Origin of the sequence: Pseudomonas sp. CYM-20-01, from assembly GCF_023169845.1 — a bacterium.
GTDB classification, from domain to species: Bacteria; Pseudomonadota; Gammaproteobacteria; order Pseudomonadales; family Pseudomonadaceae; genus Aquipseudomonas; species Aquipseudomonas azotoformans.
Genome location: NZ_AP025169.1, coordinates 432,428 through 447,328, shown reverse-complemented (window position 1 = coordinate 447,328; position 14,901 = coordinate 432,428). Strand labels below are relative to the sequence as shown.

Below are 14,901 nucleotides of genomic sequence, written 5' to 3'. Positions count from 1 at the left end.
CTATGACTTTCTCTGCAAACGTCGCGGTCATCACCAGCGACGAACAAGCCCTTGTTGTCGCCAGTGATCTGGCCGAAGACTTTCGCCGCGACAGCGCCCAGCGCGATCGCGAACGCCGCCTGCCGCTGCCCGAACTGGACGTGTTTTCACGCTCCGGCCTGTGGGGCATCAGCGTACCCAAGGAGTACGGTGGCGCGGGCGTGTCCAACGTCACCCTGGCCAAGGTGATTGCCTTGATAGCCCAGGCCGATGCGTCCCTGGGGCAGATCCCGCAGAACCATTTCTACGCCCTGGAAGTGCTGCGCGTAAACGGCAGCCCGGCGCAGCAAAAACGCCTGTACGCCGAGGTACTTGCCGGCCAGCGCTTCGGCAACGCCCTGGCGGAACTGGGCACCAAGACGGCCCATGACCGCGTCACTAAAATCACCCGCGACGGTGACGGTTTCCGTATCAGCGGCCGCAAGTTCTATTCCACCGGCGCGATCTACGCCCAGCGCATTCCCACCTCGGTGGTGGATGAACACGGCGTACAGCAACTGGCCTTTGTGCCGCGTGACAGTGAAGGCCTGAGCGTGATCGACGACTGGAGCGGCTTCGGCCAGCGCACCACCGGCAGCGGTTCGGTGGTGTTCGACAATGTGTGGGTAGCCGCGCAGGACGTGATCCCGTTCCAGAGCGCCTTCGAACGCCCGACCACCGTCGGCCCGCTGGCGCAGATCCTTCATGCCGCCATCGACACCGGTATCGCCCGCGCGGCCTTTGAAGATGCGCTGCACTTTGTGCGCACCAAGACCCGCCCGTGGATCGACGCCGGCAACGACAAGGCCACCGAAGACCCACTGACCCTGAAAAGCTTCGGCCACCTGAGCATCCGCCTGCACGCCGCCGAGGCGCTGCTGGAACGCTCGGGCGAATACCTGGACCGCGCCCAGGCCGACAGCAACGCCGAGACCGTCGCTGCCGCCTCGATTGCCGTCGCGGAGGTGCGCGCCTTGAGCACCGAAATTTCCCTGGCCGCCGGCAGCACCCTGTTTGAACTGGCCGGTAGCCAGGCGACCCTGGCTGAACATGGCTTGGACCGTCACTGGCGCAACGCCCGCGTGCATACCCTGCACGACCCGGTGCGCTGGAAGTACCACGCGGTGGGTAATTACTACCTGAACGATGAAAACCCGCCACTGCGGGGGACCATTTGATGGCGAAGAAAAAAATCCTGCTCAATGCCTTCAACATGAACTGCATCGGGCATATCAACCACGGCCTGTGGACGCATCCACGGGACACTTCGACCCAGTACAAGACGATCGAGTACTGGACCGAGCTGGCGCAAACCCTCGAACGCGGGCTGTTCGACGGTTTGTTCATCGCCGATATCGTCGGTGTGTACGACGTGTACCAGAACTCGATTGATGTGCCGCTCAAAGAGTCGATCCAGCTGCCGGTGAATGATCCGTTGCTGTTGGTCTCAGCCATGGCTGCTGTCACCAGAAACCTCGGCTTCGGCCTCACCGCCAACCTCACCTACGAGCCGCCGTACCTGTTCGCCCGCCGCATGTCCACGCTGGACCACCTGAGCCGTGGCCGTGTGGGCTGGAACATCGTCACCGGCTACCTCGACAGCGCCGCCAAGGCCATGGGCCTCAATGAACAAGTCGAACATGACCGTCGCTACGACCAGGCCGATGAATACCTGGAGGTGCTCTACAAACTCTGGGAGGGCAGCTGGGAAGACGACGCGGTGCTCAACGATCCCAAGGCGCGGGTGTACGCGCAGCCGGGCAAGGTGCACAAAGTCGCGCACCAGGGCGAGTTCTACCAGGTGGAGGGTTATCACCTGTGCGAACCCTCGCCGCAGCGTACACCGGTGCTGTTCCAGGCCGGCAGTTCGGAGCGCGGTTTGCTGTTCGCCGGGCGGCATGCCGAGTGCGTGTTCATCAGCGGGCAGAACAAGGCGGCGACCAAGGTCCAGGTGGACAAGGTGCGCGCCAGCGCGGTCGCGGCCGGGCGCAACCCGGATGACATCAAGGTGTTCATGGGCCTCAACGTGATCGTGGGCGCCACCGAAGAACTTGCCTGGGAAAAGCACGCGGAATACTTGAGCTACGCCAGCGCGGAGGCTGGCGTGGCGCATTTTTCCGCATCCACCGCTATCGACTTTGCCCAATACGCACTGGACGAACCGATCCAATACGTGAAGAGCAACGCGATCCAGTCAGCCACCAAGAACCTGCAGAACAACGACTGGACCCGACGCAAATTGCTGGAGCAGCACGCCCTGGGCGGGCGCTACATCACCCTGGTCGGCTCGCCCGGACAGGTCGCCGATGAGCTGGAATCCTGGATCGGCGAAACCGGCCTGGATGGCTTCAACCTCACGCGCATCGTTACGCCGGAAAGCTACGTGGACTTCATTGACCTGGTGGTGCCGGAGTTGCAAAAGCGCGGGTCGTACAAAACTGAATACGAACAGGGAACGCTGCGGGAAAAAGTCTTCCAGGGCAGCGCCCGCCTACCCGAACAACACACCGGTTCCACCTACCGACAAACTGCTTCTCTGACTGGAAATACCCAATGAAAAAGACACTGCTCACCCATCCAGTCAAAGCACTGGCCCTGGCGTTCGGACTGTTCAGCTCGGCGGTATTCGCCGCCGATGCACCGCTGAAAATCGGCACCACCGCCGCCTTTGCGATTCCGCTGGAAGCCGCCGTGGCCGAAGCCGACAAGCAAGGCCTCAAAGTCGAGCTGGTGGAGTTCACCGACTGGATCGCACCCAACGTCAGCCTGGCTGCTGGCGATATCGACGTGAACTACTTCCAGCACATCCCGTTCCTGGAAAACGCCAAGGCCGCCGCCGGTTTTGACCTGGTGCCTTATGCGCCGGGCATCATCAACAACGTCGGGCTGTACTCAAAGAAGTACAAGAGCATCAACGACCTGCCCCAGGGCGCCAGCGTGGCAATTGCCAACGACCCGATCAACAGCGGTCGGGGCCTGCAACTGCTGGCCAAGGCGGGGCTGATCACGCTCAAGCCGGGCGTGGGCTACAAGGCCACCGAAGAGGACATCGTTTCCAACCCGAAGAAGATCAAGATCCTGCAGGTCGAAGCGGTGCAACTGGTGCGCGCCTATGACGATGCCGACCTGGTGCAGGGCTACCCGGCTTACATCCGCCTGTCCAAGACCTTCGATGCCGAGTCGGCGCTGCTGTTCGACGGCCTCGACCATCCGGAGTACGTGATCCAGTTCGTGATCCAACCCAAAAGTAAGACCGACCCACGGGTGATCAAGTTTGTGGATATCTACCAGCACTCACCGGTGGTGCGTGCCGCCTTGGATAAATCCCTCGGCAAGCTCTACCAAGTCGGCTGGGAAGATAAAAAATGACCGCCGCCCATGCCCCACTGCGCGACCTGGGCCTGCCGCCCAGGGACGCCGAACAGACCGAACTGCACCCCGAGCTCAATCGCGCCCATGTGCGTTTTATCAACCTGGGCAAGAGCTACGACGGCACGGTGCATGCGTTGCAAGGCATCGACCTGGCGATCCAGCGCGGTGAAGTGTTCGGCATCATCGGTCGCAGCGGCGCCGGCAAGTCGTCGCTGATCCGCACCATCAATCGCCTGGAACAACCCAGCAGCGGGCGGGTGCTGATCGATCAGGTGGACATCGGCGACTTCGACGAAGACCGCCTGGTGGCCCTGCGTCGGCGCATCGGCATGATTTTCCAACACTTCAACCTGATGTCGGCCAAGACGGTGTGGCAGAACGTCGAGTTGCCGTTGAAAGTGGCGGGCGTACCGAAGCAGCAGCGCGAGCAAAAGGTGCGTGAGCTGCTGGAACTGGTGGGGCTGCAGGACAAGCACAAGTCTTATCCGGCGCAGCTATCCGGCGGGCAGAAACAACGGGTGGGCATTGCCCGCTCGCTGGTGCACGACCCCGAGATCCTGTTGTGTGACGAGGCCACCTCGGCCCTCGACCCGGAGACGACTCAATCGATCCTCGGCCTGCTGCGCGAGATCAACCGGCGCCTGGGTTTGACCATCGTGCTGATCACCCACGAGATGGCGGTGATCCGCGAGATCTGCGACCGCGTGGTGGTGCTGGAACATGGGCGCATCGTCGAGCAAGGCCCGGTTTGGCAGGTGTTCGGCAACCCGCAACATGAAGTCAGCCAAACCCTGCTGGCACCGCTGCAACACGGGCTGCCGGATGAACTGCAAAGCCGCCTGCAGGCCACACCGGCGACGGCCGACGCGGCGCTGGTGCTGCGTTTGCAATTCACCGGCGGCGACACCGACGAACCCGACCTGGCCGCCCTGTTCAGCGCCCTCGGCGGCCGCGTGCGCCTGTTGCAAGGCGGCGTGGAACGCATCCAGGGGCATGCCCTGGGGCAATTGCTGCTGGCGGTGAATGGCTCGCCCCACAGCGCCGAAGAACTGCGCAAACGGGCCGGGAATTGGGCACAACAGACGGAGGTGCTGGGCTATGTGGTTTGATCGATTGGTACAAGGCGCCATCGACACCTTGCTGATGGTCGGCGTGTCATCGCTGATCGCGCTGCTGGTGGGAATCCCGCTGGCGGTGTTCCTGGTCACCAGCGACAAAGGCGGCATCTACCAGGCGCCAGCGCTTAACCGCGTGCTGGGGGCGTTCGTCAATCTGTTCCGCTCGATTCCGTTCCTGATCCTGATGGTGGCGCTGATCCCGTTCACCCGCCTGATCGTCGGCACCACCTACGGCGTGTGGGCCGCAGTCGTACCGCTGACCATCGCCGCCACGCCGTTCTTTGCACGAATCGCCGAGGTGAGCCTGCGCGAAGTCGACCACGGCCTGATCGAAGCTGCCCAAGCCATGGGCTGCCGCCGCTGGCACATCATCTGGCATGTGCTGTTGCCGGAAGCGCTGCCGGGGATCGTCGGCGGGTTCACCATCACGCTGGTGACCATGATCAACTCATCGGCCATGGCCGGCGCGATTGGCGCGGGGGGCCTGGGGGATATTGCGTACCGATACGGGTATCAGCGCTTTGATACGCAGATCATGTTGACGGTGATTGTGCTGCTGGTGGCGCTGGTGGCGGTGATTCAGTTGGGTGGGGATCGGTTGGCGCGGGTCCTTAACAAGAGGTGAGGTATAGTCGGGCCATCGAAGACGCACGGTATTCCCCGTCATGACACTCAAGCCCGACGACCTCAGCACCATCACCGCCACCACCCTCGGCCACTACAACAAAGTGGCCGACGACTTCCGTGAAGGCACCCGCGATCACGATGTGAGCCAGAACATCGATGCCTTGCTGAGGCATATCCAGGGTACGGCGCCGTTTACCCTGCTGGATTTCGGCTGTGGACCGGGGCGTGATTTGCAGACCTTCACGCGCATGGGGCATATCGCCGTGGGCCTGGACGGCTCGGAGCGCTTTGCGCAGATGGCGCGGGAGGACAGTGGCTGTGAGGTGTTGCAGCAGGACTTCCTCAAGCTGGACCTGCCGGCTCAACGCTTTGACGGGGTCTTCGCCAATGCGGTGCTGTTTCATATCCCCAAGCAGGAATTGCCGCGTGTGCTCAAGCAACTGCATGGCGCGTTGAAAGCGGGGGGCGTATTGTTCAGTTCCAACCCTCGGGGTGAGAACCAGGAAGGCTGGAATGGGCCGCGGTATGGGTCTTATCACGACCTTGAGGCTTGGCAAGCGCTGCTGACCGAGGCCGGGTTTGTGGAGCTGGAGCATTACTACCGGCCGGCGGGGTTGCCCAGGGCGCAGCAGCCCTGGTTGGCGAGTGTGTGGCGCAAGAGGTAGATTTTCGTTGCCTGGCCTGACGCCATCGGGGGCAAGCCCCCTCCCACAGTTTGATTTGTGAATACATTTAAAATGTGGGAGGGGGCTTGCCCCCGATGACGCCCGCTGAGGCAACCCTACTCCACCTGATACACCAGCGGTTTCTCACCCACCCCATATGCAGTCACACTGCGCCCGGCATAACCCTCCTTTTCCTCGACAGCAAAATTCGCCACCAACCGCGTCCCATCGGCAAAGGTGGTTTGCTGCACCTGCCTGTCCGGCGTCAGCCAACGAAAATCCGTCATCGCCTGGGTCGCCAAACGCTGGTGCAGCGGCCGGAAAAACCGATCCTGACGCAGGATCAGCGGCAGGCGCTGCTTAACGGTCGAGGCATTCAGGTGATACAGCGGCGGCACGTTGTAGAGCAGTTGCGTCAGCTCGTTTTCAGCCTGCACATTGCTCAGCTTCAGGCTGTCGAACAGCCAGTGGTGGGTGGTGATCACCGAGCCGTGGAACACCGCCTGGTACAACGGCAGGCGCATGCTCGGCTCAAAGTAGACCGTGCGAAACGGCTCTTTGAGCGGCACCGGCTTGAAGAACACCGTCGGCTGCTCCGGCGGGTACCAATTGCCCACGTAGTAGGGCGATTGCTTGTCTTTGGTCATGGCCTGGTCACCCCAGCCAATCACCGGAGTCTGCATGCCATGGGCGAACAGAATGCCTTGGGTGGTGATGGCGTTGCCGTCTTCGGAGCCCGCTGGCAATTTGAGCACCGTGTTGAGCCAGCGCGAGGCGTCAATATTGCCCTCGGCGTTTTGCGCCTGGGTCATCCGGGCGCCGTCGCGGTAGCTGTCGAACACCATGCTGGTGGCATAGGCATCAAGGAACCACGCGTTGAAGCCAGCCTTGGCCTGGATAGCCTTTACGCGGGCCTCCAACAGAGGGCGCACGCAGCGCGGGTCAGTGTAGTGGCCGGACTGCTGGAAGCCGGTTTTCAGCTTGCCATCCTTCAGCACAATCGCGCACTCGCGGTAGGCCCGGCTGCCCAGGTGGGCTGTGGTCCAATCCGGATTTTCCGTGGCGGACAACGCAGTTTCATAGGAATCGTAGGGCGCCATCAGGTAACCCGCATCGACCCCGGCGCGGATCGCTTCGGGGTGCCACAGGCCGCCCTCCCAGCCTTCGCCCAGGGTCAGCAGCAAGCGCGAAAGACCTGAGTCACGCAGCGACTGGATCGCCCGGCTGCCCCAGGTTTGAGGGGTATCGCTCAGCGCCCCGGCAAACGCGACAGCCAACTCGCCGCGCAGCTCACCATAACGTGCAGCGAGGCGCGGCATGTCAGGCTCATCTACCTGCCAACTCTGCCTGGCCTTCCGGTTGATGGCCGCATTCAGCCCCCGCAACAGCGCCGTCTGCTCATAGCGATTCAAGGGCGTGGCCTGCGCCAGGACTTTCGTCGATTCCTTGTCGAGCAAGCCTTTGAGCTCATGGCCACGCAGGCGCTTGAGCAACAACGGCCAGTCACGCACATCCTCCGCTGCCAGCAGGTCATTGCCCCACAGGTAGACATGGCTGGCACCCAGCAGCTTCTGTGCCTCGGGCGTCTGCCGCAGCTTGTCCGACAGCGGTTCATAACGCCCTTGCTCGACCAGCCATTGGCGGTAGCGCTTGGCGCCGGCCAAGGGATCGGCCTCCCCCAGGTGCAACAGCAGGGTCATCGGCGCAGCAGGGTCGAGCGCGGTGAATTCGTGGGCCACGGACAGCGCCATCCCTGCCTGCCAGCGCAGGCGATTGTTGTAGGGGTTGGTCAGCAACCAGTTCAAGGTGAAGCGCCCGTGGTCCAGGCCCCACAGCGGCAGGCTGAGGTCCTGGGTGGTGTTGAGGTCACCTTGTTCCTGCAAAAACGTTTTCCACACAGCGTTGTCGGCAGGCACGTAATGCCCTTCGGCCAATGGCCACATCAGCCCCTGCCCAAAGGCGCTGGCGGGTTGTTGAAGGATCTTCAATTCGGTGGGTTCGTGCGCGGTGATGGCAAGCGTCAGGTCGCGTTGCGCAAGGCTGGCTGCCACACGAAAGGCCCCCCACTGCCAACTGGCTTGTTGGGCGTTCTGCACGAGTTCGCTGACTGCGCGTGCGGCAACGCCGCTGCTGGCCTGCACCGGCGCCTGGCCGTTGGGGGTGACGCGGATGGAGAGGGTCGCGGGGTCGAGTTCGACGCGCCACAGCGGGTTTTCAAGGACAGTGCTCGCAAGGGCCAGCGGGGAGATGAGGAATGTGCAGAGCAGTAAGCAATGACGATGCCAGTTCATAACGTTCGACCGGGTGGGTGGAGGTCGGGAGGGTAAAACAGACTGCTGCCTGACATGGCAGTGATAGATATTTCAGGAAGTTTCTCACAGCCCCCCAGCCCTATGGAGATCCAAATGTGGGAGCGGGCTTGCCCGCGATTGCGGTGGGTCAGCCACTCCCATTGTTGACTGACCGACTGCTATCGCGGGCAAGCCCGCTCCCACATTTTTGATCTGCATTTTTTCTGGTTAACCGCGTTGCTCCGGCTTGGGTTCGCGGATCTTGTACCAGGCCACGTACAGCGCCGGCAGGAACAACAACGTCAGCAAAGTCGCGATGATGATCCCACCGATCATCGCGTACGCCATCGGCCCCCAGAACACTTCCCGGGCAATCGGGATCATGCCCAGGCTCGCCGCCGCTGCCGTAAGCAGGATCGGCCGGCGCCGGTGCTCGGTGGCTTCCACCACCGCATCCCACGGCGTATAGCCGGCCACCTCGTACTCATGAATCTGCGTCACCAGGATCACCGAGTTGCGGATGATGATGCCGATCAACGCCAGAATGCCAAGGATCGCCACAAAGCCCATGGGCGTGCCCGTGGGGATCAACGCCAGCACCACGCCAATCAGCCCGAGCGGAGCGACACTCGCCACCAGGAACATCTTCTGCACGCTGTGCAGCTGGATCATCAGGAAGGTTGCCATCAGGAACAGCATCAACGGCACCACGCTGGCAATCGGACCCTGCGCCTTGCCGCTTTCTTCCACCGTGCCGCCGGTGGCGACCTTGTAGCCCACCGGCAGGCCGGCGCTGAATTTGTCGATTTCCGGCTTGAGCTGCTTGACCAGGTCCGTCGGTTGGATCTCATCGCGCACCGAGGCCTTGATGGTGATGGTCGGTTTGCGGTCGCGACGCCATACCAGCGGCTGCTCCAGCTCGTAGCGCACGGTGGCGAAGGCCAGCAGCGGAATCGAGGTGCCGTTGGGCGTGACGATCTGTAGGTTCTGCAGGGTTTCCGGCGTACCGCGTTCAGCGTCTTCGGCACGGCCGACCACATTGATCAGGTAGATATCGTCATGCACCTGGGTCACCGAAGATCCGCTGACCACGCTGTTCATTAACTGCGCCACGTCTTCCGACGACAGCCCCAGTTGGCGCGCCTTGTCCTGGGCGATGTCGATACGCAGCACTTTGCCCGGCTCGTTCCAGTCGTAGACGATCTCGCCCAGGTGAGTGTTCTTGTCCAGCAAGGTCGCCAGTTCGATGGCGTGTTTGCGCACTTGGTCGGTGTCTTTGCCCGACACGCGATACTGAATCGGCCTGCCCACCGGCGGGCCCATTTCCAGCGGCTGCACGTAACTGCCGATGCCGACGAAGTCATCACGCAGGCGCTTTTGCAGGCGCGCGATCAACTCGCCGCGCTCTTCCAGGCCCTTGCTCACGATGACCAACTGCGCGTAGTAGGGGTTTTCCAGTTGCTGGTCGAGGGGCAGGTAGAAACGGATCGCGCCCTGGCCGATATAGGTGCTCCAGCGGGCGATGTCCGGGTCGTCCTTGATGATCGCTTCCAGGCGGTCGACAGCCTTGCGCGTCTCGTTGATCGAGGCGTTTTGCGGCAGGTTGAGGTCGACAAGGATCTCCGGGCGGTCCGACGAGGGAAAGAACTGGTTCTGCACGAACTGCATGGAAAACACCGACGCCACAAACAGTGCCACGGTGATGCCAATCGCCCACCAGCGGTTGCGCATGGCCCATAGCATGCCGCCATTGAACGCCCGGCCGATCCGCCCCGGCTCTGCGTTGTGAGGTTTAACGTTGGCACTGAGGATATGCACGCCGATCACCGGCGCAAACAGCACCGCCACCACCCACGAGACCAGCATCGCCACAGCAATCACCGCGAACAGGGTGAAGGTGTACTCGCCCGCCGAACTGGCGTTGAGGCCGATCGGCACAAACCCAGCGACCGTCACCAGCGTACCGGTGAGCATGGGAAACGCCGTAGAGGTGTAGGCGTAGGTCGCCGCCTGTTCCTTGGTCTCGCCTTTTTCCAGGCGCGTGATCATCATCTCGACGGTGATCATCGCGTCATCCACCAACAGGCCGAGGGCGATAATCAGCGCGCCCAGGGACACACGCTGCATGGTGATGCCGCTGTATTCCATGAACACGAACACCAGCGCCAGCACCAACGGAATCGAGCACGCCACCACCAGCCCGGCGCGCATGCCCAGGCTGATAAAGCTCACCACCAATACGATGATCACCGCTTCGAACAACGCGCTGGTAAAGCCGCCGACGGCCTCTTCCACCACTTCCGCCTGGTCGGACACCTTGTGCACACCGACGCCCACCGGCAGGTCGGCGGTGAGTTCGTCCATGCGCTCATGCAAGGCTTTGCCGAACGACTGGATATTGCCGCCCTTCTGCATGGCAATCGCCAGACCGATGGCCGGCTTGCCGTTGAAGCGGAACATTGGCCGCGCCGGGTCCACATAACCCCGGCTGATGTCCGCGATATCCGCCAGGCGATAGAACCGGTCATTGAGCCGCAGGTTGACGTTGGCCAGGTCCTTCTCCGAGGCGAACTGCCCCGAGGTGCGCACCGAAATCCGCTCAGGCCCGGCCTCAATCACCCCGGCCGGCGTCACCGCGTTCTGCGATTGCAAGCTCTGCACCACCTGGCGCTGGTCAATCCCCAGCGCCGCGAGTTTGCGCGTAGAAAAATTCAGGTAAATCACTTCGTCCTGCTGGCCGATCATCTCGACCTTGCCCAACCCCGGCACCGAACGGATCTCGGCGCGCACCTGCTCAACGTAGTCACGCAACTGGCGCATCGACAGGCCATCGCCGGTAAACGCGTACACCGAGCCGAACACATCACCGAACTCATCGTTGAACGACGGCCCCTGCAACCCCGGTGGGAAGCTGCCGCGAATGTCGTCGATCTTCTTGTGCACCAGGTACCAGATATGGGGGATGTCCTTGGCACTGGTGGTGTCCTTGAGGAACACGAATACCGTGGACTCGCCCGGCCGGGTGTAGCTTTTCACGTAGTCGAGGGAGTCGAGCTCTTCGAGCTTTTTCTCGATGCGATCAGTGACCTGCTTGAGGGTTTCTTCCTGGGTCGCGCCCGGCCAGCGGGTCTGGATCACCATGGTCTTGATGGTGAAGGAAGGGTCTTCCTCGCGGCCCAGGTTCATGTACGAAAACACGCCCATCAGCAGCGCGACGAACATCAGGTACCAGACGAAGGACTGATGCTTGAGGGCCCAGTCGGATAAGTTGAAGCTCCCTTTCATCGCGGGCTGTCCTCGTCGATTTTGACTTTTTGCCCGGGTTTCAGGCTGTTCACGCCGGCGGTGACGATGCGCTCGCCGGGTTTGACGCCGCCGTTGAGCAAGGCGCTGTCGGCATCGCGGCTGACCACGCTGATGTCGCGCGGTTGCACGGTCTGGCTTTGGGTGTCGAGCAGCCAGATGCGGGTCTGGCCGTCGACCTCCTGCAAGGCACTCAGGGGCACTTCGATGCGCGGCGCGATGGCAGTACTCAACGTTACGCTGATCGCCGTGCCGAGGCGGAACGCGGGCGGCGTTTCGGCCAGGGTCAGGCGTGCTCGGCGGGTGCGCGTGGCGCTTTGGGCCTGGGGTTCGATCTCGCGCACGATGGCGGTGGTGTGCACGCTGGGGTCGAGCTGCCCGGCAACCAGGAACACCACGTCCGGCGGCAAACGCTCGGCCAGGCCGGCGGGCAGGTCGATCACCGCTTCCTTGATATCCGGGCGCGCCAGGGTCACCACTTGCTGGCCGGCACTGACCACCTGGCCGGCCTCGGCATTCCAGGCGGTGACGATACCGGCGTGGTCGGTGCGCAGTTCGGCGTAGTTAAGCTGGTCTTTGGCTTGATTGACCGAGGCCTGGGCCTGGTCGAGCGAGGCCTGGGTGGTCTTCAGGTCGGTCTGGGCGATATCCAATTGGGCCTGGGCGCCGACGCCACGGTTGAACAGTTCCTGCTGGCGGCGCGCATTGGCCTGGGCGTTGATGTATTGCGCCTGCACGCGGGCCAGGTCGCCCTGGGCCGAGCGCAATTGGTTCTGTTGGTCGGTGGGGTCGAGGACGGCGAGCAAGGCGCCCTTCTCCACTTCGGCACCTACGTCCACGGCGCGGCGGGCAATGCGACCGGGTACACGGAAGCCTAAGTTACTTTCGTAGCGGGCCTGGATGGTGCCGGCGAAGCGGCCAAGGTTTTCCTGGTCTTCCGCCTTCACTTCCATGGACAGCACCGGGCGCACGGGCTCGGGCGGCGGCTCTTCCTTGGAGCAGGCCACCAGCAACAGGCTGGCGGCGAGTATCCCCGTGAGGCGCTTCATGGCTGGGCTCCTGGCTGGGCGATCTCGACAATCATGCCGGGGTGCAGCAATTGCCCGCCGGCCACCACCACTTTTTCGCCGCCCTTGAGGCCATCGCCAATGATGACTTTGCCGGTGAGGTAACGCGCCACAGTGACCTTGTGCAGCTGCGCCTTGCCGTCGCCGTCGATCAGCCATACGGCAGGTTCGCTGAGGTCTTTGGTCAGCGCGGCCCACGGCAATTCGATACTGGCCTTGGCCGGGCCATTGGCGGTGGCGCTTACCACTGAGCCCAGCTCCATGCCCTTGGGTAAGGCCTGCAGGGCGATTTTCACCTGCACGGTGCCGGTGTTGGCGGCCACTGCCGGGGTGACCTCACGGACCATGCCCACAGCCTTGATGCTGGGGTTGTCCAGCAGGCTGACGGTGATCGGCGCATCGGGCGGCGGTTCCACCAGCAGGGACTCATAGACGTTGAACACCGCATCGCGCTCGCCATCGCGCGCCAGGCTGAAAATCGGCACGGTGGCCTGCACCACCTGGCCGACTTCGGCCTGGCGCGCGGTAATCACCCCGGGTGCTTCGGCGATCAGCGCGGTGTAACCGAGTTGCTCGCGGGCGTTGGCCAGTTGGGCCTGGGCGGCAGCCAGGGCGCTTTGGCTGCTGCGCAACGCAGCCTGGGCGGAATCGTATTCGCTGCGGCTGGTGTAGCCCTTGGGCAGCAGTTTTTCCTGGCGCACAAAGGCGGCGGCAGTCTGCTTGACCCGCGCCTGTTCGGCCACGACCTGGGCCTGGGCGGAGTCGACGTTGGTCTGCAAGTCCTTGGGATCGAGCTTGGCCAGCACTTGCTTGGCGGTCACGCGGTCGCCCACGTCCACCATGCGCTGGATGATCTTGCCGCCGACGCGAAAGGACAGGTCGGTTTGCACCCGGGCCTGGATATCACCCGTGAGGGTCACCGCCGCGGCAAAATCCGCCGGCTGCACGGTCTGCACGAACACCCGCGAATGGGCCTTGGGTTCAGCCTTGTCCTCGCCACAGCCGCTCAACAGCGCCAGTAGGCCAAGGCCGAAAATACAGGTGGAAATGCGAGCGCCCATGCAGGCTCCTTTTGCGTGATGCCGACGTGCCAGTGTGTATGCGACTGTGAGCTTAGTTCAGGGTTCCTTATCTGCATGGAGGCTCCCATACTCCAATGGTTCCCACGCCGACTGGATGCCCATGCTCAAGACCCTCGCGGTGGCCAATTACCGCTCGATCAATAAATTGGTGGTGCCCCTGGACCGGCTGAACCTGATCACCGGCCCCAACGGCAGCGGCAAGTCTAACCTGTACCGCGCCCTGCGCCTGCTGGCGGAAACCGCCCAGGGCGGAGTGATCAATGCGTTGGCCCGTGAGGGTGGGTTGGATTCGACCTTCTGGGCCGGGCCGGAAAGCATCAGCCGACGCATGCGCAACGGTGAAGTGCCGGTGGAGCCCATCGTGCGCCAAGGCGTCAAACGCCTGCGCCTGGGCTTTGCCGCTGAAGATTTCAGCTACGCCATCTCCCTGGGGCTGCCGGAAAAGACCTTGTCGTATTTCTCCCTGGACCCGGAAGTAAAGAAGGAATGCATCTGGGCCGGCCATATCTATCGCCCCGCCAGCCTGCTGGTGCAGCGCTCCGGCCCCATGGTGCGCGCCCGCGAGGGCCGCGCCTGGGATGTACTGGCCCAGCACACGCCCAACTACCACAGCCTGTTCGACCAGGTTGGCAGCCTGCGCGGTTCGCCGGAGGTGTTGCTGCTGCGCGAAAGCATCCGTGGCTGGCGCTTTTACGATCACTTTCGCAGCGATGTGGATGCGCCGGTACGTCAACCCCAACTGGGCACGCGCACACCAGTGCTGCATCACGATGGGCGCGACCTGGCGGCGGCGTTGCAGACGATTCGGGAGATTGGCGACCCGGACGCACTGCAGCGGGCGGTCAGCGATGCATTCCCCGGCGCGCGCCTGAATATCGAGCCCTTGCAGGGCGGGCGCTTTGCGATTGAGTTTTATCAGGAAGGTTTGCTGCGGCCATTGTCGGCGGCGGAGCTGTCGGACGGCACCTTGCGCTACCTGCTGCTGATCGCCGCGCTGCTTACGCCTCGGCCGCCGACCATGATGGTGCTGAACGAGCCGGAGACCAGCCTGCACCCGGATTTGCTGCCGGCGTTGGCGCGCTTGATTATCCAGGCGTCGCGGCAGTGCCAAGTATGGGTGGTGTCCCATGCCAGCCGGTTGATTGCGGCGTTGCAGCAGGACGAGGGGTGTAATTCGATTGTGCTGGAGAAGGTGCTGGGGGAAACCCGGATCGTCGGGCAGGGGATATTGGATGCCCCCGCCTGGCATTGGCCGGAATAGGCGGTGGCTGCTCTGGCCTCATCGGGGGCAAGCCCCCTCCCACATTTGACGGTGTTCACACATCAAAATTTGTGAACCCAACCCAGTGTGGGAGGGG

General features: G+C 62.9%; 11 protein-coding genes. 7 read left to right on the top strand and 4 right to left on the bottom strand.

Annotation, left to right across the window (positions count from 1 at the left end; translation table 11 throughout):
- The first annotated feature begins 2 nt into the window (after positions 1-2).
- From M2497_RS02005 to M2497_RS01980, 6 genes are read left to right on the top strand one after another with little or no spacing between them, the layout of a single operon-like run.
- Positions 3-1,196 (top strand): SfnB family sulfur acquisition oxidoreductase, encoded by a 1,194-nt coding sequence (locus M2497_RS02005; RefSeq protein WP_248485654.1) that lies wholly within the window; start codon positions 3-5, stop codon positions 1,194-1,196.
- Positions 1,196-2,575: an LLM class flavin-dependent oxidoreductase gene (locus tag M2497_RS02000; protein WP_248485653.1), complete on the top strand. Its 1,380-nt coding sequence runs from the start codon at positions 1,196-1,198 to the stop codon at positions 2,573-2,575. The genes M2497_RS02005 and M2497_RS02000 overlap by 1 nt, the downstream gene beginning before the upstream one ends.
- Complete coding sequence (locus M2497_RS01995) at positions 2,572-3,387, top strand: MetQ/NlpA family ABC transporter substrate-binding protein (RefSeq protein WP_248485652.1); 816 nt, start codon at positions 2,572-2,574, stop codon at positions 3,385-3,387. The genes M2497_RS02000 and M2497_RS01995 overlap by 4 nt, the downstream gene beginning before the upstream one ends.
- Positions 3,384-4,499, top strand: coding sequence for an ATP-binding cassette domain-containing protein (locus M2497_RS01990; protein WP_248485651.1), 1,116 nt, complete (start codon positions 3,384-3,386; stop codon positions 4,497-4,499). The genes M2497_RS01995 and M2497_RS01990 overlap by 4 nt, the downstream gene beginning before the upstream one ends.
- Complete coding sequence (locus M2497_RS01985; RefSeq protein ID WP_058424826.1) at positions 4,489-5,133, top strand: methionine ABC transporter permease; 645 nt, start codon at positions 4,489-4,491, stop codon at positions 5,131-5,133. The genes M2497_RS01990 and M2497_RS01985 overlap by 11 nt, the downstream gene beginning before the upstream one ends.
- A 40-nt stretch (positions 5,134-5,173) precedes the next feature.
- Positions 5,174-5,800, top strand: coding sequence for a class I SAM-dependent methyltransferase (locus M2497_RS01980; RefSeq protein ID WP_248485650.1), 627 nt, complete (start codon positions 5,174-5,176; stop codon positions 5,798-5,800).
- Positions 5,801-5,916: 116 nt separating this feature from the next.
- Here the strand turns inward: M2497_RS01980 and M2497_RS01975 are convergent, their stop codons facing one another.
- The 4 genes from M2497_RS01975 to M2497_RS01960 form a co-directional block, all read right to left on the bottom strand.
- Positions 5,917-8,091 carry a glycoside hydrolase gene (locus tag M2497_RS01975; RefSeq protein WP_248485649.1) on the bottom strand — a complete coding sequence of 725 codons (2,175 nt, stop codon included), beginning with the start codon at positions 8,089-8,091 and terminating at the stop codon, positions 5,917-5,919.
- A 228-nt stretch (positions 8,092-8,319) separates the two neighbouring features.
- A complete protein-coding gene (locus tag M2497_RS01970; RefSeq protein WP_248485648.1) occupies positions 8,320-11,376 on the bottom strand; it encodes an efflux RND transporter permease subunit in 3,057 nt (1,018 codons plus the stop codon).
- On the bottom strand, positions 11,373-12,443 hold the full coding sequence (locus M2497_RS01965) for an efflux RND transporter periplasmic adaptor subunit (RefSeq protein WP_248485647.1): 1,071 nt from the start codon (positions 12,441-12,443) through the stop codon (positions 11,373-11,375). The genes M2497_RS01970 and M2497_RS01965 overlap by 4 nt, the downstream gene beginning before the upstream one ends.
- Positions 12,440-13,522 (bottom strand): efflux RND transporter periplasmic adaptor subunit, encoded by a 1,083-nt coding sequence (locus M2497_RS01960; RefSeq protein ID WP_248485646.1) that lies wholly within the window; start codon positions 13,520-13,522, stop codon positions 12,440-12,442. The genes M2497_RS01965 and M2497_RS01960 overlap by 4 nt, the downstream gene beginning before the upstream one ends.
- A gap of 121 nt (positions 13,523-13,643) precedes the next feature.
- Between M2497_RS01960 and M2497_RS01955 the strand changes: the two genes are divergently transcribed.
- Entirely contained in the window at positions 13,644-14,804 is a 1,161-nt protein-coding gene (locus M2497_RS01955; RefSeq protein ID WP_248485645.1) for an AAA family ATPase, read from the top strand.
- Positions 14,805-14,901: the final 97 nt, after the last annotated feature.